Origin of the sequence: Paraburkholderia sp. OAS925, assembly GCF_040543975.1 — a bacterium.
Taxonomy (GTDB): domain Bacteria; phylum Pseudomonadota; class Gammaproteobacteria; order Burkholderiales; family Burkholderiaceae; genus Paraburkholderia; species Paraburkholderia graminis.
This window is the reverse complement of the sequence record NZ_JBEUNO010000002.1, coordinates 1535610-1553098: the sequence shown is the minus strand read 5'-3', so window position 1 is coordinate 1553098 and position 17489 is coordinate 1535610. Positions and strand designations below refer to the sequence as shown.

Annotated in this window: 19 protein-coding genes; 12 read left to right on the top strand and 7 right to left on the bottom strand. The window is 62.8% G+C overall.

The window, feature by feature from the left end; all coding sequences use genetic code 11:
- Positions 1-52: 52 nt before the first annotated feature.
- The 3 genes from ABIE53_RS25755 to ABIE53_RS25745 all read right to left on the bottom strand — a co-directional run bounded on the left by ABIE53_RS25755 (position 53) and on the right by ABIE53_RS25745 (position 1442).
- Positions 53-481, bottom strand: coding sequence for a GFA family protein (locus ABIE53_RS25755; RefSeq protein WP_192699299.1), 429 nt, complete (start codon positions 479-481; stop codon positions 53-55).
- A gap of 67 nt (positions 482-548) precedes the next feature.
- Complete coding sequence (locus ABIE53_RS25750) at positions 549-701, bottom strand: DUF6496 domain-containing protein (protein ID WP_006049378.1); 153 nt, start codon at positions 699-701, stop codon at positions 549-551.
- Between the two features lie 195 nt (positions 702-896).
- Positions 897-1442 carry a DUF4142 domain-containing protein gene (locus tag ABIE53_RS25745; RefSeq protein ID WP_029966227.1) on the bottom strand — a complete coding sequence of 182 codons (546 nt, stop codon included), beginning with the start codon at positions 1440-1442 and terminating at the stop codon, positions 897-899.
- 206 nt (positions 1443-1648) lie between these two features.
- On the opposite strand from ABIE53_RS25745, the gene ABIE53_RS25740 reads away from it, so the two are divergent.
- On the top strand, positions 1649-1819 hold the full coding sequence (locus ABIE53_RS25740) for a hypothetical protein (RefSeq protein WP_006049376.1): 171 nt from the start codon (positions 1649-1651) through the stop codon (positions 1817-1819).
- 72 nt (positions 1820-1891) lie between these two features.
- Complete coding sequence (locus ABIE53_RS25735) at positions 1892-2980, top strand: glycosyltransferase family 4 protein (protein WP_192699300.1); 1089 nt, start codon at positions 1892-1894, stop codon at positions 2978-2980.
- Between the two features lie 52 nt (positions 2981-3032).
- On the opposite strand, the gene ABIE53_RS25730 is transcribed toward ABIE53_RS25735, so the two are convergent.
- The gene (locus ABIE53_RS25730) at positions 3033-3440 is read right to left on the bottom strand and encodes an Hsp20/alpha crystallin family protein (RefSeq protein ID WP_006049374.1); all 408 of its coding nucleotides are present in this window, start codon (positions 3438-3440) and stop codon (positions 3033-3035) included.
- A gap of 29 nt (positions 3441-3469) precedes the next feature.
- On the bottom strand, positions 3470-3910 hold the full coding sequence (locus tag ABIE53_RS25725; protein WP_006049373.1) for an Hsp20/alpha crystallin family protein: 441 nt from the start codon (positions 3908-3910) through the stop codon (positions 3470-3472).
- Between the two features lie 263 nt (positions 3911-4173).
- Between ABIE53_RS25725 and ABIE53_RS25720 the strand changes: the two genes are divergently transcribed.
- Together ABIE53_RS25720 and ABIE53_RS25715 are read left to right on the top strand one after the other, a co-directional pair.
- Positions 4174-4629 carry a hypothetical protein gene (locus ABIE53_RS25720; RefSeq protein ID WP_053859454.1) on the top strand — a complete coding sequence of 152 codons (456 nt, stop codon included), beginning with the start codon at positions 4174-4176 and terminating at the stop codon, positions 4627-4629.
- 145 nt (positions 4630-4774) lie between these two features.
- Positions 4775-5056 carry a hypothetical protein gene (locus ABIE53_RS25715; protein WP_006049371.1) on the top strand — a complete coding sequence of 94 codons (282 nt, stop codon included), beginning with the start codon at positions 4775-4777 and terminating at the stop codon, positions 5054-5056.
- Between the two features lie 19 nt (positions 5057-5075).
- Here the strand turns inward: ABIE53_RS25715 and ABIE53_RS25710 are convergent, their stop codons facing one another.
- The gene (locus ABIE53_RS25710; RefSeq protein WP_192699301.1) at positions 5076-7487 is read right to left on the bottom strand and encodes a hybrid sensor histidine kinase/response regulator; all 2412 of its coding nucleotides are present in this window, start codon (positions 7485-7487) and stop codon (positions 5076-5078) included.
- A gap of 316 nt (positions 7488-7803) precedes the next feature.
- Here ABIE53_RS25710 and coxB point away from each other — a divergent pair, with 316 nt between their 5' ends.
- The 6 genes from coxB to ABIE53_RS25680 are packed head-to-tail and all read left to right on the top strand — an operon-like array spanning position 7804 to position 14086.
- A complete protein-coding gene (coxB, locus tag ABIE53_RS25705) occupies positions 7804-8889 on the top strand; it encodes a cytochrome c oxidase subunit II (RefSeq protein ID WP_192699302.1) in 1086 nt (361 codons plus the stop codon).
- The gene (ctaD, locus tag ABIE53_RS25700) at positions 8886-10835 is read left to right on the top strand and encodes a cytochrome c oxidase subunit I (RefSeq protein ID WP_192699303.1); all 1950 of its coding nucleotides are present in this window, start codon (positions 8886-8888) and stop codon (positions 10833-10835) included. Before coxB ends, ctaD begins: the two co-directional genes overlap by 4 nt.
- On the top strand, positions 10832-11482 hold the full coding sequence (locus tag ABIE53_RS25695; RefSeq protein ID WP_006049367.1) for a cytochrome c oxidase subunit 3: 651 nt from the start codon (positions 10832-10834) through the stop codon (positions 11480-11482). The genes ctaD and ABIE53_RS25695 overlap by 4 nt, the downstream gene beginning before the upstream one ends.
- Before the next feature lie 11 nt (positions 11483-11493).
- The gene (locus tag ABIE53_RS25690) at positions 11494-11826 is read left to right on the top strand and encodes a hypothetical protein (protein ID WP_006049366.1); all 333 of its coding nucleotides are present in this window, start codon (positions 11494-11496) and stop codon (positions 11824-11826) included.
- Positions 11799-12767, top strand: a complete 969-nt coding sequence (locus ABIE53_RS25685; RefSeq protein WP_192699304.1) for a cytochrome c oxidase assembly protein — start codon at positions 11799-11801, stop codon at positions 12765-12767. Before ABIE53_RS25690 ends, ABIE53_RS25685 begins: the two co-directional genes overlap by 28 nt.
- Positions 12764-14086 carry a cytochrome c gene (locus ABIE53_RS25680; RefSeq protein WP_192699305.1) on the top strand — a complete coding sequence of 441 codons (1323 nt, stop codon included), beginning with the start codon at positions 12764-12766 and terminating at the stop codon, positions 14084-14086. The genes ABIE53_RS25685 and ABIE53_RS25680 overlap by 4 nt, the downstream gene beginning before the upstream one ends.
- A 45-nt stretch (positions 14087-14131) precedes the next feature.
- On the opposite strand, the gene ABIE53_RS25675 is transcribed toward ABIE53_RS25680, so the two are convergent.
- Complete coding sequence (locus ABIE53_RS25675; RefSeq protein ID WP_006049363.1) at positions 14132-14641, bottom strand: GNAT family N-acetyltransferase; 510 nt, start codon at positions 14639-14641, stop codon at positions 14132-14134.
- A gap of 279 nt (positions 14642-14920) precedes the next feature.
- On the opposite strand from ABIE53_RS25675, the gene ABIE53_RS25670 reads away from it, so the two are divergent.
- Both ABIE53_RS25670 and ABIE53_RS25665 read left to right on the top strand, forming a co-directional pair.
- On the top strand, positions 14921-15436 hold the full coding sequence (locus ABIE53_RS25670) for a CinA family protein (protein WP_006049362.1): 516 nt from the start codon (positions 14921-14923) through the stop codon (positions 15434-15436).
- Positions 15433-17481: an NAD(+) synthase gene (locus tag ABIE53_RS25665; protein ID WP_006049361.1), complete on the top strand. Its 2049-nt coding sequence runs from the start codon at positions 15433-15435 to the stop codon at positions 17479-17481. Before ABIE53_RS25670 ends, ABIE53_RS25665 begins: the two co-directional genes overlap by 4 nt.
- Positions 17482-17489 lie beyond the last annotated feature (8 nt).

Sequence of the window (17489 nt, the reverse complement as noted above, 5' to 3'; positions counted from 1 at the left end):
GCGAAAGTAGTGGCCGGAGGCACCGGCGTTCTGCACTGCATGCTTTACGCGACTATTCAGGGCTTTCCTCCTCATACTCGGTACGCACGCCCTTAGGCAGCCACGGTTCCTTGCGGCGGCACCACAGTTCGTAAGTAGGTTCGTAAAGCCCGACGTTATCGAACGCGCCGAGCGGCACGTCCAGTTCATCGCTTCCCAGATATTCCATGAAGGCCACCGACCCGCACATCGGGCAAAAGTATCGGCGTCCTTCCGCCGAACTTTGCCAGGTCTGCACGGGACCGGTGAACTCGACAGCGTCGCGGGCGAACATCGCATAGGCGCCGAATGCGCTGCCGTGAACGCGGCGGCACGTCATGCAGTGACACAGCGATACGCGCCGCGGTTGAGCCGTGACGCGAAATCGCACCGCTCCGCATGCGCATCCGCCTGTCTGTTCAGCTTGTCCGCTTTGTGTGGGTTCACTGTCTTGCGTGCCCATGCTGTCGCCTCCGGTCCGAGGTTGCGGTGTCGTCGTGTCGAGCGCCATTCGCGCGCCATTCGGCGCGTTACTTGTCGCTCTTCTTCGGAATCTTTGCGCCCGATTTGCGGGCCTGGTTCAACGCAATGGCGACCGCCTGCTTACGCGGCTTGCCATGTTTCGTTTCGGTCTTGATGTTGTGCGAGACGGTTTCTTTGGATGTTCCTCTTTTCAGCGGCATGATCTTCTCCCGTCAGTTGACGCGTTGATCGGAACGCAGCGGGCCGGCTGGCCGGCCTCGGCTGCCATTACAGCTACGACTCAAACTACCATTCAAACGCAGCACGCCACGTGCCACATGGCGTGCTGCGCGAGGTCGGCGTCGACGGAGCGCGGGCTTGCCGCTTCGCGCGGCTCCATCGGCGGGAAGCAGGCGTTACTGCTCCGAGACGCCCTTCTTCGACGCCAGTTGCTGGGCGCGCTGGTAGTGCTCCTTGATGGTCGGCAGCGCCTTTTGCGCGGCCTGCTTGAGCTTCGCGTTCTGCCCGTCGGCAATTTCCTTTTCGAAAGCCGCGATCGTCTTCTTGTGGCCTTCAAGACCGAGCTTCTGGATATAAGCCTGATCGAATTCCTTGCCCTTGAGCGGCTTGAGCGCGTCGAGCACGCTCGTGTCGGAATTGTCCTTCGGCACTTCGACGCCGTGCGGTGCAGCCATCTTCAGTTGGACCGTCAACTTCGTGTGGTCGAGCATCATGTGATGCGCGAACGACTTCACGTCCTTGTCGCTGGAGTTGCTGGTCGCGAGTTTTGAAGCGTCGATTTCCGTCGACGAAGACATCGAGGCGGCCTGAACGAAGTCTTTGTCCACCTGCGAGAGCGGATTCGCGGCGGTGGTGGAAGCGGCTTCTGTCTGCGCGTTAGCAGCGACCGGAACCAGGCTGAAACAACCGCACGCTAGTGCAATTACTGTCATCTTCTTCATGCGTTTCCTCACTTGTTCGAACGGGGTAGCCAGGGTGGCGCAATGTTCGTTGCGACACCGGTAGGCCAGCAACCCGCATGCCGCGGCGCGTCAAGCAGACGAATTTTTCGCGGCCTGCCACGCGAACGCCGGACCAACGCATCGCACCGCTCGGGACCGTGCCTTGCTGATTGCACTTGCCTTCCAACCAACCGAGGGAGAACGCAATGGCAACCAAACCGAACGACCCGAACGAATCCAACGAGTCCACGCAAAACGATTCCGGCGAAGGAACATTCGAAACCGATGTGTCGGAAACCGGCGAAGACGGCACCACTGTCCGGCAAGCGGAAGTGAAGGAAAGTGACTTGTCGGAAGTGAAAAAAGACCAGTCGTAAAGCGTGTCGCGATGGCCGCGTGCGCGCTTATCGCGGACGCGGCCACAACCCAACCTGATGACAAGATTGCCTGTGAGAATCGCTCAAGTCGCACCTCTCTACGAAAGCGTTCCGCCTTTCGCCTACGGCGCCACCGAGCGCGTGGTGTCCTACCTGACTGAAGAACTCGTTCGACGAGGCCACGAACTCACGCTATTCGCCACGGCGGATTCGCGCACCGCCGCGCGGCTCGTGCCGATCTGCGAGCGGGGACTATGGCGCGATAGCGCCGTCTGGGACACGCTCACGCATCATGTGCGGCAGCTCGCGCGCGTCGCGGATCTCGCGCATGAATTCGACGTCGTGCATTTTCACGGCGATCCGCTGCACTTTCCGCTCGCGCGGTCGCTGCCATGCAAGTCGCTCACCACATTGCACGGGCAATTGCTGCCGGTGGATCACGGACCTCTGTTTCGCGAATTCGCGTCGGCGCCGCTGGTGTCGATCTCCGACGATCAGCGCAAGCCCGTGCCTTTCGCCAATTGGCAAGCGACCATCCATCACGGCCTGCCGCGCGACGAATTCGAATTCGAGCCGCGTGCGGGCTCATATCTGCTCTTTCTTGGCCGCATCATGCCCGGCAAGCGGCCCGATCTCGCCGTCGAAATTGCAAGGCGCGCGGGACTGCCGTTGAAGATGGCCGGCAAGGTTCACCCCGGCGAGCGCGAGTACTTCACGGAGCAAATCGAGCCGCTGCTCGAACGTTCGCGCGACTTCACCGACTATCTCGGCGAAGTCGGCGGAACATTGCGCAAGGAACTGATCGCGAATGCGCGCGCGCTGATCTTTCCGGTCGAATGGGCCGAGCCGTTCGGCATGGTGATGATCGAGGCGATGGCATGCGGCACGCCGGTCATTGCATTCGGACGCGGCGCGGTGCCCGAGGTGCTGGAGCACGGCGTCAGCGGCTTTATCGTCGATAACGTGGAAGAGGCCGTGCAGGCAGTGGCGCGCATCGGCGAACTGGATCGCGCGCAATGCCGCCGCGCTTTCGACGCGCGCTTCACGGCCGCGCGCATGGCCGACGACTATCTGCGCGTGTACGAGCGCATCGTCGCGGGCTCGCGCGCGGCCGTGCCGGCGTCGGACAGCGATGCCGACGCACAGCAGGTATGCGGTTAGCCGCGTCGCGGACACAAACCGCGGCCCTAACGCACGGGCCGCGGCATTGCCATTAGCCGACGTTCACCTCAATCCGCCGTGGCCGCGCTTCTTCGCGCCGCGGAATGACGAGCTTCAGCACGCCATCCTGCAGGTTCGCTTCGATCTTCGACGTGTCGAATTCCGGACTCAGCGTGAACGAGCGCGAGAAATGCGGCGCGCGGATTTCCGCGTGTTGCAGACGCAAGCCGGCGCGCGTCGGCACGCTCGCTTCCGCTTCGATATGCAGATTGCCGTCGTGCACGCGCACTTCCAGCTTCTCTTTCGACACACCCGGCAGATCCGCCCACAGCGTCACGCCATGCGCGTTCTCGATCACGTCGACGGGCGGCGTGAGCGTCGTGCGCGGCTCAGCCGGTTCGCGCTCGCCGCGCGCGACGGGCTGCTGCTCCTTCTGAACTACATCGGTCGTATCGTTCATGATTCCCTCCATCATCGGTATCGGTGAGATCACTGAATGGCGATTGCGCGAGGCTTGGACGATTCGCGCTTGCCGACGCTGATCGACAGGCAGCCGTTCGTATAGCGGGCTTCCACCTTGTCGGGATCGGCCTGCTGCGGCAATTCGATCACGCGGCGAAATGACCCGGTGAAACGCTCCTGCGCGTATTGACGGGTCGACTCGTCCGCCTCCGGCGCGATGGATTTGCGCTCGCCGGCAATCGTCAGCAAGCCCTTGTCGATCGACACGTCGAGTTGCGACGGATCGATGCCCGGCGCGAACGCGACGATCTCAATCGAGTCGTCGGTGGTGCCGATATTGATTTGCGGAAAAGCCGCGAGGCGGCTCGAGCGGATGCTCGAAGGAAAACCGCCGAACAGCGCCGACATCTGCTGCTGCAGACGGTCGAACTGGCTGAACAGGTCGGTCGCGAAGTAAAGGTCGCTCATGATCGTTTCCTCCTCGGTAGTACCGGGGCGAGGAGAGGACGGCACTGCACACTGCACTCCGCCTGCCCGCAGCCCCTGACAGACAAATCGAACACGCAGCGCATTGCAGAAACGGCGCGTCTGCATGATCGCAACTCACTGAACGACTTCTAAAATAAATCCGCGCGCAACGATTTCAAGACCCTTCACGCAAATTTCCGGGCTTGAAAAATAGCGGCGCAGCCACATAGTTGTGCGAGATCAAAAAGTGTCGGAGAAAAGGCATGGAATTCGATTCAGACTGGCTCACTCTTGGACGTCACCGCGTGTGCCTGCGCTCGCCAAGAGGGTTTCCCACCGAGGGAATGCGAACCGCCGTCGACGTGATACGGATCGCGATAGAGAACAACATGAGCGCCCGCGCGCGCCTCGTGGATGTTGCGGTGCGAGAAGAGAAAACCTACGACGTCTCGGTCGGAACGACCTTCGCGGAAGACCGGTTATGCGCTCCGCAACTGGAAGCCGCGATTGCCACCGTGCTCGGCTTGCTGCCCTCGCAAGTGCGCATCTTCGTGACCGTCGTGACGCAAGAAGAAGTGGACCTGCACTTCGGCGTGTACGAGCGGATGCTGGCCGAAAAAATCAGCGGATTGCCGCCGATCCGGCGCGGCACAGAAGACGCTCTACGCGATATGCGCAGCCAGTCGCGCGTCGACGCGTCGCCGGTAGACAGAAGCTAGGTCCGGTGGCCGCTAGAGACCAGCCTTAAGATTTCCTTCAGCATCGCGCGATAAATTCAAACGATAGATTCAAAGCAACGTCTGTCACCACGCGATACCGGCGAGCCAGCCTCGCCGTACATCAATAAAAATAGTGAGAGAACCCATGCCGAAGGCAAAAACAGCCGGCGCCGCCGCGGCGAATGCACGTCTTGCGTACGTGCTCGAACTCGCGCGCGGGTCTTCGCATATCAGCAGCACATTGAGTCGCGAAAGCGAACGGCGCGCGATTGCGGAAACGCTGACCGAGTTCTGCCAACTGTACGGCGAAAAGGAAGCGGCCGTCTTCCAGAAGCTCCTCGCAGACGAACTGCGGCAACGCGGCAAACGCGACGCCGCCGCCGCGGTCGCTCAGTTCCGATTCGCGTGCAATACCTTTGGACGCTGACAGGTCGCGTGCGGTCCTGCTAGTCGTCGAAACCGCGCAGCATCGCGCTCAATTCGTCGATGCTATACGGCTTGCGAAGCGCTCCCCAGCGAAACGGCAACGTGTCGACCGCGGGCATCTCGTGGCCGGACGCAAAAATAACCCGTAGCGTGGGCCGCAATTGCGTGGCGCGTTGCGCCAACTCGAGCCCCGGCATGACAGGCATCGACAGATCGGTGATGAGCACGTCGAATGGTTGCGCTTCAAGCAGGCGCAACGCCTCTTGCGGCGAACCGGTGACAACCGGATCGTGGCCGACGAGCTTCAGCAATTCGCCGATGGCCTCGGACGTGTCGATGTCGTCGTCGACCAGCAGCAGGCGCAGACTCGTCTCGCCGCCGGCCGGCTGCTGCGTTTCGTGGCCGCGGCTGCTGCTATTGCTGTTGCTAGTGCTGTTCATGTGCGCATTGCTAACGCTGTTGGTATTGGTGTTGGTAGTGCGCACGAGCGGCGCAACGCCGAGTATCTGCCGGATCTTGTACGCCAGTTGTTCGCGGCTATACGGCTTGCTCAGCAACTCGACGCCGGGGTCGAGCCGCCCGCCGTGCACAATCGCGTTTTGCGTATAGCCCGATGTAAACAGCACCTTCAGACGCGGCAACATCTGCACTGCCTGCGCGACCATCGCCGGACTGCGCAGCGGGCCGGGCATCACCACGTCGGTAAACAGCAGGTCGATGTGCACGCCGCTGCGCACCACGGCGAGAGCCTGCTCGGCCTCGTTCGCCTTCAGCACGCTGTAGCCCAGACCGGAGAGCGTATCGACCACAGTGGATTGCACGTCCTTGTCGTCTTCCACGACGAGGATCGTCTCCGTTCCGCCGAGCAGCGTGACCGGCTGCGAAACCGGCGCCTCGACCGCTTCTTCCATCGAACGCGGCAGATAGATCTTGACCGTCGTGCCGTGTCCGACCTCGCTGTAAATCCGGATGTGACCGCCGCTCTGCTTCACGAAGCCGTAGGCCATGCTCAGACCCAGGCCCGTGCCCTCGCCTTCCGGCTTGGTCGTGAAGAACGGATCGAACGCGCGCTGCACGACTTCGGGCGGCATGCCCGTGCCGCTATCGGTCACGGCGAGCATCACGTACTGGCCTGCGGGCACGTCGGGAAAACCCGCGACGTAATGGTCGTCGAGCATCGCGTTCGACACTTCCATGGTCAGCTTGCCGCCCTCCTTCATCGCGTCGCGCGCATTGATCGCGAGATTGAGGATCACGTTCTCCATTTGATGCACGTCGACGAGCGTATTCCACAGGCCGCCCGCCACCACGGTTTCGATCTCGACGGTTTCGCCGAGCGCGCGGCGCAGCAGGTCGTCCATGCCGCGAATCGCGGAAGCGAGATTGATCACGATCGGCCGCAACGGCTGCTGACGCCCGAACGCGAGCAGTTGCGACGCGAGCTTCGCGCCGCGCTCCACGGCGTCGATCGCCTTGTCGAGACGCTCACGGGTCCAGCCGTCGCGCTTATGGCGGCTTTCCAGCAGTTCGAGGTTGCCGCGCAAAATCTGCATGACATTGTTGAAGTCGTGCGCGACGCCGCCCGTCAGCTTGCCGATGGCTTCCATCTTCTGCGACTGCACGAGTGCGACGCGGGTCTCTTCGAGCAAACGCGTCGCTTCCATTCGCTCGGTGATGTCGCGCGTGATCTTCGCGAAGCCGACCAGCGTGCCGTTGTGGCGAATCGCGTCGATCACCACATGCGCCCAGAAACGCGAGCCGTTCTTGCGCACGCGCCAGCCTTCCGATTCGAAGCGGCCGTCGCGGGCGGCGGCTTCCAGGCCGCGCTGCGGCAGTCCGCGCGCGGCATCTTCCGGTGTATAGAAGCGCGAAAAATGCGAGCCGATGATCTCATTCGCCGCATAGCCCTTGATGCGATGCGCGCCCGAATTCCAGTTCGTCACGCGGCCTTCCGGCGACAGCATGAAGATCGCGTAGTCCGTCACGCCGTCGACGAGCAGCCGGAAACGCCGCTCGCTTTCGAGCACCGCGTCATGCACCGCTTTCTTGTCGGTCATATCGCGCACGATCTCGCCGAAGCCGAGCAGCGCGCCGTCGGACGAACGCAGCGCGGTCAGAACGACGCTCGCCCAGAACGCCTTGCCGTCCTTGCGTAGCCGCCAGCTTTCACCCTCGAAGCGGCCTTCGCGGCGCGCCGTGGCGAGCGCCGTTTGCGGCAGACCTTTGGCGCGCTGCTCGGCGCTATAGAAGATGTCGAGCGGCTGACCGATCACTTCTTCTTCGCTATAGCCGTGAATGGCTTCTCCGCCCGGATTCCACGAGCGAATGCGGCCGTCTTCCGACAGGCCGATCACCGCATAGTCGCGCAAAGACTGAAGCCATATATTCGCCCAGTTCTGAACGATGTCATCCGGCTCGTATGCATGCGCCATCAAGCTGCTCCTGGACAATAGGCCGAGGACCTGGTCTGCGATTCAATGCGCCGGCGACGGCGCACCCCGTGTTCTTGTACTGGTTTTCTGTTCTTTCGCACATAAAGCAGCGGCAAGCCGGGGCTCTGCGGCCTCATGCGCATCGCAACATTTTATTAGCGAACGCCGGCGATATGAAGCGCTCTCGCCGCTCATTAAGTAAGACGGGCGCGACTTCTGTAAGCGTTTGAAAGCGCCGCCGGCGCGGCCTCGCGCGAGGTACAGCGATTGCTAGCCAGTCGCAAACGTCCCCACCATCACGCCACCTCGCGCAAGCATGCACACAGGCCAAGCATCTCGACGCCGGCTGGACAACCCTGCTGGAAAGCGGCGGCATGCCTCGTGGCTGCTGCGGATCGCCGCGCTTTGCTGCTGCAGCGCAACGTCGAATGCACGGGCCACGCCCGCCCATGATGCGCTCAGCCCGGCAGGCGTGCAGGCGTCGCACATCTTCACGCTCTGGACGCTGACGCTCACGGTCTGCTCGCTCGTTTTCGCGGCCGTGCTGATCGCGCTGCTCGTCGCAATGGCGCGCGCGCCGCGCGTGAGCCGCGATGCCAGCCCCGACCTGGGCCCGCTTGAGCGTCCGGAGAAACGCGTGCGCCGCGTGGTGGGCGCGGCGTCGATTGCGTCGGTTGTGCTGTTGTTCGGCCTGCTGGTCGCCGACATCGCGACCGACCGCGCGCTGTCGCGATTGCCCGTCGCGGACGCCGTCCATCTGGAGATGACCGGGCACCAGTGGTGGTGGGAAGCGCGTTACGCGGACGACACGCGCGGCGGCGGATTCGCCGTCGCCAACGAATTGCACATTCCGGTGGGACGGCCCGTCGTGATCTCGCTGAAGGCCGACGACGTGATCCATACGTTCTGGGTGCCGAACTTGCACGGCAAGAAGGACATGATACCGGGCCGCGAATCGACGATCGAATTCCGGGCGGACCGCGCCGGCACCTACCGCGGCCAGTGCGCCGAATTCTGCGGCCTCGAACATGCGTTGATGGCGTTCACCGTGGTCGCCGAGCCGCCCGCCCAGTACGACGCGTGGCTCGCGCGTCAGCGGGCGCCCGCGCCGCAGTCGGCCAACGCATTGCAGGCACAGGGCGAGCGCCTCTTCACGACCGGCAACTGCGCGGGCTGCCACACCGTGCGCGGCACCTCCGCGCACGGCGTGCTCGGGCCCGACCTCACGCACGTCATGAGCCGCCCGATGCTCGGCGCCGGCACGTTCGAAAACACGCCGGCCAACCTGGCATCGTGGATCAGGGCGCCCGGCAGCATGAAGCCCGGCACGACGATGCCGGCGAGCCAGTTATCCGCGCAGGATCTCGATGCCCTTGTAGCATGGATGAGAACCCTTCAATGAGCGAACGTCATTCCACTTCCGCGCGCCCGATCGAGCATCTGGTGGACGGCCCCGCTGCCGGACCGCAGATCACCGAGGCACTCGCGCGCACCTGGAGCGATCCGCCCGGCTGGCTCGGCCGGCTATCGGCGATCAATCACAAGACCGTGGCGCGGCGCTTCGTCATCACCACGTTCGTGTTCTTCCTGCTTGCCGGCCTGCTCGCGCTTGCGATGCGCCTGCAACTCGCGCGGCCCGGCAATCGCCTCGTCGGCCCGGAGCTGTACAACCAGCTCTTCACGATTCACGGCACGACGATGATGTTTCTGTTCGCCGTGCCGGTCATGCAGGCCGTCGCCGGCTGGCTCGTACCGTTGATGATCGGCGCGCGCAGCGTCGCCTTTCCGCGGATGAACGCCTACGCGTACTGGGTCTTCCTGTTCGGCGGCGCGACGCTGTATGTAGCGTTTCTGCTCGGCGCCGGCCCCGACGCCGGCTGGTTCAGTTACGTGCCGCTCGCCGGACCCGACTATTCGACCGGCAAAGGCGTCGACATCTGGGCGCAGATGATCACCTTCACCGAGCTTTCCGGCCTGCTCGAAGCGGTGGTGCTCATCACCACCATCTTCAAGATGCGCGCGCCGGGCATGTCGCTCAACCGCATGCCGCTTTTCGTGTGGGCCACGCTGATCACGCAATTCATGGTGCTGTTCGCGATGCCGGCGGTGATGCTGAGCAGTACCGCGCTGATTCTGGACCGTCTCGTCGGCACGCATTTCTATAACGCGGCGCGCGGCGGCGACGTCTTGTTGTGGCAGCACCTGTTCTGGTTCTTCGGCCATCCCGAGGTGTACCTGATCTTTATTCCGCCGCTCGGCTTTCTATCGTCGATCATTCCGACGTTCGCGCGCCGCCCCATTTTCGGCTATCCGGCGATGGTGCTGGCGCTCATCACCACCGCGTTTCTCGCGTTCGGGCTGTGGGTGCATCACATGTTCGCGACGAGCATTCCCGCGCTCGGCAAGAGCTTTTTTACCGCGGCGAGCCTGATGATCGCCATTCCCTCCGGCGTGCAGATCTTCTGCTGGATCGCGACGCTCTGGACAGGACGCGTCAATCTGAAGACGCCCCTGTGGTTCGCGCTCGGCTTCTTCTTCATTCTCGTACTCGGCGGAATGACGGGCGTGATGCTTGGTTCGGTCTCGCTCGATCTGCAGGTGCACGACACGTACTTCGTCGTCGCGCACCTGCATTACGTGCTGCTTGGCGGCGCGGTGTTTCCGCTATTCGGCGCGTTCTATTACTGGTTTCCGAAAGCGACCGGCCGAATGCTGAACGAGACGCTCGGACGCCTGCAATTCTGGCTCTTTTTTATCGGCTTTAACGTCACGTTCTTTCCGATGCACATCCTCGGTCTGCACGGCATGCCGCGGCGCGTGTGGACGTATCCGCATGCAATGGGCTGGGACGGCCTGAACATGACGGCAACGATCGGCGCGATAACGATCGCAGTGAGCGTACTGATTTTTATCGTCAATGTGCTCCGTAGCTATCGGCATGGTGCAATTGCGGGCGCCGATCCGTGGGGCGCGGGCACGCTCGAGTGGAGCACCGCGAGCCCGCCGCCGCCGCATAATTTCGACGCGTTGCCGGTGGTTCACGGACGCGATCCGCTGTGGGAACCAGGCGCTCAGCCGACGCATGTCAGCGGACTCGCGGCGGAGTCGCGCGAAGTGCTGTCCACCACTGCACTCGATGCATTGCCCGACCTGCGCTTGCTGTTTCCGTCGCCGTCGATCTGGCCGTTTATCAGCGCGGTGGCGACCACGGTGCTCTTCATCGGCTCGATCTTTTCGCCGTGGGCCGTGGTGTGGGGCTCGGTGCCCGTGATCGTCGCGATGATCGGCTGGTTCTGGCCGAATCGCGGGCAAAACCGGCGCGCGCTTCAGTTGGAGCAACGGCCATGACGGAACTGCGCAAGGTGCCCGGCAATGCGGCGTTGGACCAACAGGGCGCCGCGCCTGCGTTGATGCTGGACGTGCGTCATTTGCCGAGCTTCGGCTTCGGACACCGCAGCCTGATGTGGTGGGGCACCGTGTGCCTGATGCTGATCGAAGGCACGGTCTTCGCCATCGCGGCAATGGCGTACTTCTATCTGCGCAGCCTCACCGCGCACTGGCCGCTCGACGCGGCGCCGCCCGCGCTGCTGTGGGGCAGCGTGAACACGGCGGTACTGTTGCTGAGCATGTGGCCGAATCAACTCGCGAAGCGCGCCGCCGACTGCGAGCAGCGCGGCCGCGCGCGGCTGTGGCTCGCGGTGTGTCTGCTGTTCGCCGTCGTGTTCCTCGTGATTCGCGGCTTCGAATTCGCGGCGCTCAACGTGAGCTGGTATGCGAACGCGTATGGCTCCGTCGTGTGGCTGCTGCTCGGTCTGCACACCACTCACCTGATTACCGACGCCGTCGACACCGCGGTCCTCGCCGTGCTGTTATTCACCGGACCATTCGAAGGAAAGCGTTTCGTCGATGTCAGCGAGAACGCGCTGTACTGGTACTTCGTCGTACTGAGCTGGTTGCCGATCTATGCGGTGATCTATCTTGCTCCCCGCTTGTGATGGAGGTTGCCATGCGAACCTGGCTCGCGCTCCTTGGTGCGCCCTCCGCGGTACTCGCCGCGCTGAGCGCCGACTATGCGCTCGTCACGCCCTCGTGCGCGTGGCGCACGCTCTTGCCCTTGGGCAGCGTGACCGGCAGCGCGCTGCTGTTCTCGATCGTCGCCACGCTGCTTGCGTGGCATCGCTGGCGCGAGGCCGGCATGGTTGCGCCGGCGAGCGCGCCGGCCCTGCCTGCGCGGCCCGCGATGATGGCTTGCGCGGCCACATGGGTCGGCATGCTTTCGACGCTCGCGCTCGTCGCAATGTGGATACCGCAATGGCTTATTTCTCCGTGCGTGCAATGAACAATCCGCTCCGTTGTCTGCTTGCCTGCGCCGCGCTCTGCGCTTCTGCCGAGGTAAAAGCGCATGTGCTGAGCGCTGTCGAACGCAGTGCGCCGCCTGTGCTGCGCTGGACGTTCGAGCCGTGGGTCGTCGCATTGCTGATCGCGAGTCTTGCTTTGTATGTGGCCGGCTATCGGCGTCTGCGCGCGCGCAGCAAACGCGGCCGCGAGGTTCGCGCGCGTCAGCTAGGCGCATTCGTGCTCGGATGGCTCATGCTCGTCGCCGCGCTCGATTCGCCACTCGATGCGTTGAGCGCCGCGCTCTTCTCCGCGCACATGGTTCAGCACGAATTGATGATGATCGTCGCCGCGCCGCTGCTCGTGCTCAGCAGGCCGCTCGCGGTATGGCTATGGGCCTTTCCTCCCGCCGCGCGTCACCGGATAGCGGCGGCGGTTCGCACGCCGCCGTTGCGCGCACTCTGGCGAACGCTGTGCGCGCCGGCCGTCGCGTGGATGCTGCATGCCGCCGCGTTGTGGGCCTGGCATATGCCGCGTCTGTTCGAAGCGGCGCTTGCGTCCTCCGCTATTCACACGCTTCAACATGCGAGTTTTCTGCTGAGCGCACTATTGTTCTGGTGGGTCGTTTTCGGCGAAGGCACGCGACGCGATCAGAGCGGCTATGCGATGCTGTCGCTCTTCACGACGATGGTTCACACCGGCGCGCTCGGCGCATTGCTCACGCTCGCGCCGGGACTTTGGTATCCCGCGTATATCGAGCCCACGTCGGCGCTCGGTTTCGATCCGTTGCAGGATCAACAACTCGGCGGGCTCGTGATGTGGGTGCCCGGCGGCCTCGCCTATCTGATCGCGGCGCTTGCGACCGGCGCGCGTTGGCTGATGCATCGCGCGCCCGCGACGCTGATGCCGAACGCGCTGCCCGCACACAGAGACAGCAATTCATGATGCGGCGCTTCACCTATAGGGCGCTGGGCGCTGCCGCGATGCTGTGCGTGCTTGGCGTGCTGTATGTCTCGCCGCAACAGCGCGCATGCGCGCAGCAATCGCAAGCCGCGGACGCCGCGCTCGTCGCGCTCGTCGCGCGCGGCGACTATCTCGCGAAAGCATCCGACTGCGCGGGATGCCATACCGCAGTCGGCGGACCAGCGTACGGCGGCGGCCTCGGATTGACCTCCCCCTTCGGCACGATCGTCAGCAGCAATATCTCGCCGGACAAGCGCTATGGGATCGGCGCATTCAGCTATGAAGACTTCGCGCGCTCCGTGCGAGAAGGCGTGTCGCCAGGCAATAAGCGCCTCTATCCCGCCATGCCGTATGCGTCGTTTTCCAAAATGTCCGACGACGACATGCGCGCGCTTTACGCGTATTTCATGCATGGCGTGAAGCCGGTTCCCGAACCTGCGCCGCCGACGAAAGTACCGTTCCCCTTCAATCAGCGCTGGGTGCTGTATTTTTGGCAACAGCTTTTCGCTCCGAAAGAACCGTATCGGCCGAAGCCGGGACGCGACGCGCAATGGAATCGCGGCGCGTTTCTCGTGCAAGGCCCTGGCCATTGCGGCGCATGCCACACGCCTCGCGGCCTGGGCTTCCAGGAACGCGGCTACGACGAAACGTCGTCTACTTATCTGAGTGGTGGAGTCAACGACAACTGGTTTGCGCCGAATCTCACTGGCGATCCCGGCTCGGGGCTCGGGCGCATCGGCGAAAAAGATCTCGCCGCGTTTCTGAAGACGGGCCACGGTGCGGGTCTCGCGGCATTCGGCTCGATGGTCGAGCAGGTCGAAGACAGCACGCAGTATCTGACGGACGACGACGCGCTCGCGATGGCGCACTATCTGAAATCGCTGCCCGCGCAAAAGCCTTCCGGACGCTACGATCCGCATGCTCAGCCCGACTTGCCGACGCGCAACGGCAATCGCGTCGATGCGCCGCAATCGGTCGGCGCACGCGTCTATGTTTCGTTCTGCGCACAATGTCACGGCGCGGAAGGCACCGGCGTGCCGAATGTGTTTCCGCGCCTCGCGGGCAATCCGTCGGTGATCACCGAAGACACGACGTCGCTGATCCGCTTGATGGTGGAAGGCGGCAACAGTCCCGCGACGATCGGCGGGCCGCCGCGCCAGGCCATGCCTGGTTTCGCTCAAACGCTCACGAACGCGCAAATGGCAAGCGTGCTTTCATGGATTCGCAGTTCATGGGGCAACGACGCGCGGCCCGTCACTGCGAACGACATTCAATCGCTACGCAAAAAATTGCATAAGTAGCGCGGCGTGTGTCGTGCCGCGCGATGCCGTCGAGTTTCTGACGCGTCACGCGTCGCGCATCGTTTCCTTGCGCTGATTGTCGGGCGCCTGCCCGCCGAGGCGCTTTTCGTAGCAGCATGCGTCGGCCTTGCCCACATACGGTCCATACGGCGCAATGCGCTGGAAACCATGCTTTTCATAGAAGTCGATGGCGCGGCGATTGTTCAGGTGCGTGCCGAGCCACAGCGCCTGATAACCGAGTTGCGCCGCTTCTTTCTCGAGTCGCGCGAGGATTGCACTGCCCACGCCATCGGCGCCCGGACGCGCATACAGGCGCTTGATTTCGGCGATATGCTCGCCCAGCGGACGAAATGCGCCGCAGCCAAGCGGAGTCGCCGAATCGCTTCGCGCCACCAGAAAGCGCGAGCAATCGAGCGTCACGTCGCGAATGGAAAAGCGGTTCTGTCCGCTGTCGCCGGTGAACACGGCGAGCGTCGCACTCAGTTCGTCGAGCAGCGTCTGTGCGTCCATCGAGGCGGGGTCCTCGCGATTGATAACGATTGTGGGAAACATCATGGGCGTCGCCTCCTTTACCGTCGCGTGTGGTTGCGCCCAACAGAAACAGCAATCGCTGTACCGATCTGCGAAGCGACGCGCCGATGCTTCCGCGGCCTCGGCAAAAAAAATGGCCCGCCAACTGGCGGGCCGAACCGAACAAACAACTATGGCGTCCCGGTGAAGGGACCATCGTGTGGAGCAATCCGCGTGCCGCTTCGAGTACCTGCACGCGCAACGGGTATCGCACTTGCTTGCAGAGAAGTGATCGGTCCATGCCCTGAATGAGAGAGGACAAAAATGAATATTCCCCGCAGCGTGGTTGGATTTCTGTCGTCGCGCGGTCTCGTGATCGCGACCGCCGAATCGTGTACCGGCGGTCTGATTGCATCGCTGATCGCAGACGTGCCGGGCAGCGGCGCGTGCCTCGACATGGGATTCGTCGTCTATTCGCCATCGGGCAAATGCGGTGTGCTCAACGTGCAGGCGCAGACGATCGAAGAGCACGGCCTGACCAGCGAGGAAGTCGCCCGCGAGATGGCCACCGGCGTGCTTGCGCTCGAAGCGTGCTCGGCGCATATTGCCGTTGCCAATACGGGAATTGCAGGGCCGCCGCCGAAAGGCACGGATCTCGCGCCGGGCACGCAATGCTTCGCGTGGCGCTACAAGCGCCGCGACGGCGAATACATGTTCAGCGAGACTCGCGTGTTCGACGGCGACCGTACGACCATCAGGCAGAACGCCGCGCTTTATGCACTGTCGCGGATCGAGCATTATTTCAATCAGTTGCCGAACGCGAGGCGCCGCGGACCATGACGCGATCATTTTTCAATCTCTACAGTCACGATTTCGCGCGTGTCGCGGTCGCGGTTCCTGTGTGCCGCGTCGCCGACCCGCAATTCAACGCCCAGGAAACGCTGCGGCTCGCGCGGGAAGCCGCGCAAAAGTGTGCGTTGCTCGTGGTGTTTCCCGAGTTGGGCATCTCCGCTTATACATGCGACGACCTCTTCCATCAGCGCGCGTTGCTCGATGCATGCGAAGCGGCAATCGGCGACATCGTTGCGGCGTCCACGAACATTCCCGCGGTACTCGTGATCGGCGCACCGCTGAAGATCGAGCATAAGCTCTTTAATTGCGCACTGGTCATTTCAAACGGCAAGCTATGCGGCGTCGTGCCGAAGAGTTATTTGCCGAACTATGGCGAGTTTTACGAGGCAAGGCAGTTCAGCGCAGCGGAGAATGCATCGTCCACCGAAGTAATGTTGTGCGGACAGCAGGCGCCGTTTAGCGCATCGCTGCTATTCGACGTTCCCGGCGCGCCGCTCTTTCGCTTTCACATTGAAATATGCGAGGACGTATGGGTTCCCGTGCCGCCTTCGTCGTTCGCCGCGCTGGCGGGCGCGACCGTGCTCGTGAACCTGTCTGCGTCGAACATCGTGATCGGCAAGTCGGGCTATCGTCATCAACTGGTTGGGCAGCAATCCGCGCGATGCCTGTCCGCGTATCTGTATTCGTCGGCGGGGCGCGGCGAATCCACCACCGACCTTGCATGGGACGGCCAGGCGCTGATCTACGAAAACGGCGAACTGCTGGCGGAATCCGAGCGTTTTCTCGATACGTCGCACATCATTTTCGGCGACGTCGATCTCGAACGGCTGTCGCGCGAACGAATGCGGCAGACGACGTTCGGCCAATCGACGCGCCGCCATGCAGACGAAGTCCGCAAATTCCAGGTGGTCAGCGTGCCGGCTTCGCTGCCGGACGCAGAGCATCTTCCGCTCATGCGCGCGATTAACCGCTTCCCTTATGTGCCGTCCAATCCCGCGACGCGCGACGAACGCTGCGCCGAGGTGTACAACATACAGGTGCAGGGACTGCTTCAGCGGCTCGGCGCGGCCAACATTTCGAAAGTCGTGATCGGCGTTTCGGGCGGGCTCGATTCGACTCAGGCACTGCTCGTCTGCGCGAAAGCGATGGACAGGTTGAAACTGCCGCGTTCGCATATCCTCGGCTATACGATGCCGGGCTTTGCGACCAGCAGCCGCACGCTCCAGCAGGCGAAAGATCTGATGCAGGCCGTGGGCTGCTCGATGCAGGAAATCGACATACGTCCAAGCTGCATGCAAATGCTGAAGGACCTGAATCATCCATTCGCGACCGGCGAAGAACAGTACGACGTCACATTCGAAAACGTTCAGGCCGGCGAGCGCACCAGCCATCTTTTCAGGCTCGCCAATTTTCATCACGCCATCGTGATTGGCACCGGCGATCTCAGCGAACTGGCGCTCGGATGGTGCACGTATGGCGTCGGCGATCACATGTCGCACTACAGCGTGAATGCGAGCGTGCCGAAGACGCTCATCACACATCTTGTCCGTTGGGTCGCGGAATCGGGTCAGGTAGGCGACGCGGGTTCGCGCGTGCTCGAACAGATTCTCGCGACCGAGATCAGCCCGGAACTGGTGCCCGGAAAAGTCGAGAAGGTGATCGATCAGAAAACCGAAAGCACTATCGGTCCATATGAATTGCAGGACTTCAACCTGTACTATCTGTTGCGTTTCGGCTTTGCTCCGTCGAAAGTGGCGTTTCTCTCGCAAAGCGCGTGGGCCGACCGGGAGCATGGCGTCTGGCCTGCGGGCCGGAATGTCGCGCGCAATCAGTACACGCTGGCCGACATTAAACGCAATCTGGCCATTTTCGCCGAGCGCTTTTTTCACACGAGTCAGTTCAAGCGCTCGTGCATTCCCAATGCACCCAAAGTCGGCTCCGGCGGTTCACTGTCGCCACGCGGCGATTGGCGCGCGCCGAGCGATAGCGAGGCAACCGTCTGGCTGCGGGACATAGAAACAATTCCGGACTAACCTGGCTA

What these genes read in the sequence shown, in the direction of transcription:
- ABIE53_RS25755 (WP_192699299.1), bottom strand. Translation starts at nt 481, where the DNA reads ATGGGCACGCAAGACAGTGAACCCACACAAAGCGGACAAGCTGAACAG.
- ABIE53_RS25750 (WP_006049378.1), bottom strand. Translation starts at nt 701, where the DNA reads ATGCCGCTGAAAAGAGGAACATCCAAAGAAACCGTCTCGCACAACATC.
- ABIE53_RS25745 (WP_029966227.1), bottom strand. Translation starts at nt 1,442, where the DNA reads ATGAAGAAGATGACAGTAATTGCACTAGCGTGCGGTTGTTTCAGCCTG.
- ABIE53_RS25740 (WP_006049376.1), top strand. Translation starts at nt 1,649, where the DNA reads ATGGCAACCAAACCGAACGACCCGAACGAATCCAACGAGTCCACGCAA.
- ABIE53_RS25730 (WP_006049374.1), bottom strand. Translation starts at nt 3,440, where the DNA reads ATGAACGATACGACCGATGTAGTTCAGAAGGAGCAGCAGCCCGTCGCG.
- ABIE53_RS25725 (WP_006049373.1), bottom strand. Translation starts at nt 3,910, where the DNA reads ATGAGCGACCTTTACTTCGCGACCGACCTGTTCAGCCAGTTCGACCGT.
- ABIE53_RS25720 (WP_053859454.1), top strand. Translation starts at nt 4,174, where the DNA reads ATGGAATTCGATTCAGACTGGCTCACTCTTGGACGTCACCGCGTGTGC.
- ABIE53_RS25715 (WP_006049371.1), top strand. Translation starts at nt 4,775, where the DNA reads ATGCCGAAGGCAAAAACAGCCGGCGCCGCCGCGGCGAATGCACGTCTT.
- ABIE53_RS25710 (WP_192699301.1), bottom strand. Translation starts at nt 7,487, where the DNA reads ATGGCGCATGCATACGAGCCGGATGACATCGTTCAGAACTGGGCGAAT.
- coxB (WP_192699302.1), top strand. Translation starts at nt 7,804, where the DNA reads ATGCACACAGGCCAAGCATCTCGACGCCGGCTGGACAACCCTGCTGGA.
- ctaD (WP_192699303.1), top strand. Translation starts at nt 8,886, where the DNA reads ATGAGCGAACGTCATTCCACTTCCGCGCGCCCGATCGAGCATCTGGTG.
- ABIE53_RS25695 (WP_006049367.1), top strand. Translation starts at nt 10,832, where the DNA reads ATGACGGAACTGCGCAAGGTGCCCGGCAATGCGGCGTTGGACCAACAG.
- ABIE53_RS25690 (WP_006049366.1), top strand. Translation starts at nt 11,494, where the DNA reads ATGCGAACCTGGCTCGCGCTCCTTGGTGCGCCCTCCGCGGTACTCGCC.
- ABIE53_RS25685 (WP_192699304.1), top strand. Translation starts at nt 11,799, where the DNA reads ATGGCTTATTTCTCCGTGCGTGCAATGAACAATCCGCTCCGTTGTCTG.
- ABIE53_RS25680 (WP_192699305.1), top strand. Translation starts at nt 12,764, where the DNA reads ATGATGCGGCGCTTCACCTATAGGGCGCTGGGCGCTGCCGCGATGCTG.
- ABIE53_RS25675 (WP_006049363.1), bottom strand. Translation starts at nt 14,641, where the DNA reads ATGATGTTTCCCACAATCGTTATCAATCGCGAGGACCCCGCCTCGATG.
- ABIE53_RS25670 (WP_006049362.1), top strand. Translation starts at nt 14,921, where the DNA reads ATGAATATTCCCCGCAGCGTGGTTGGATTTCTGTCGTCGCGCGGTCTC.
- ABIE53_RS25665 (WP_006049361.1), top strand. Translation starts at nt 15,433, where the DNA reads ATGACGCGATCATTTTTCAATCTCTACAGTCACGATTTCGCGCGTGTC.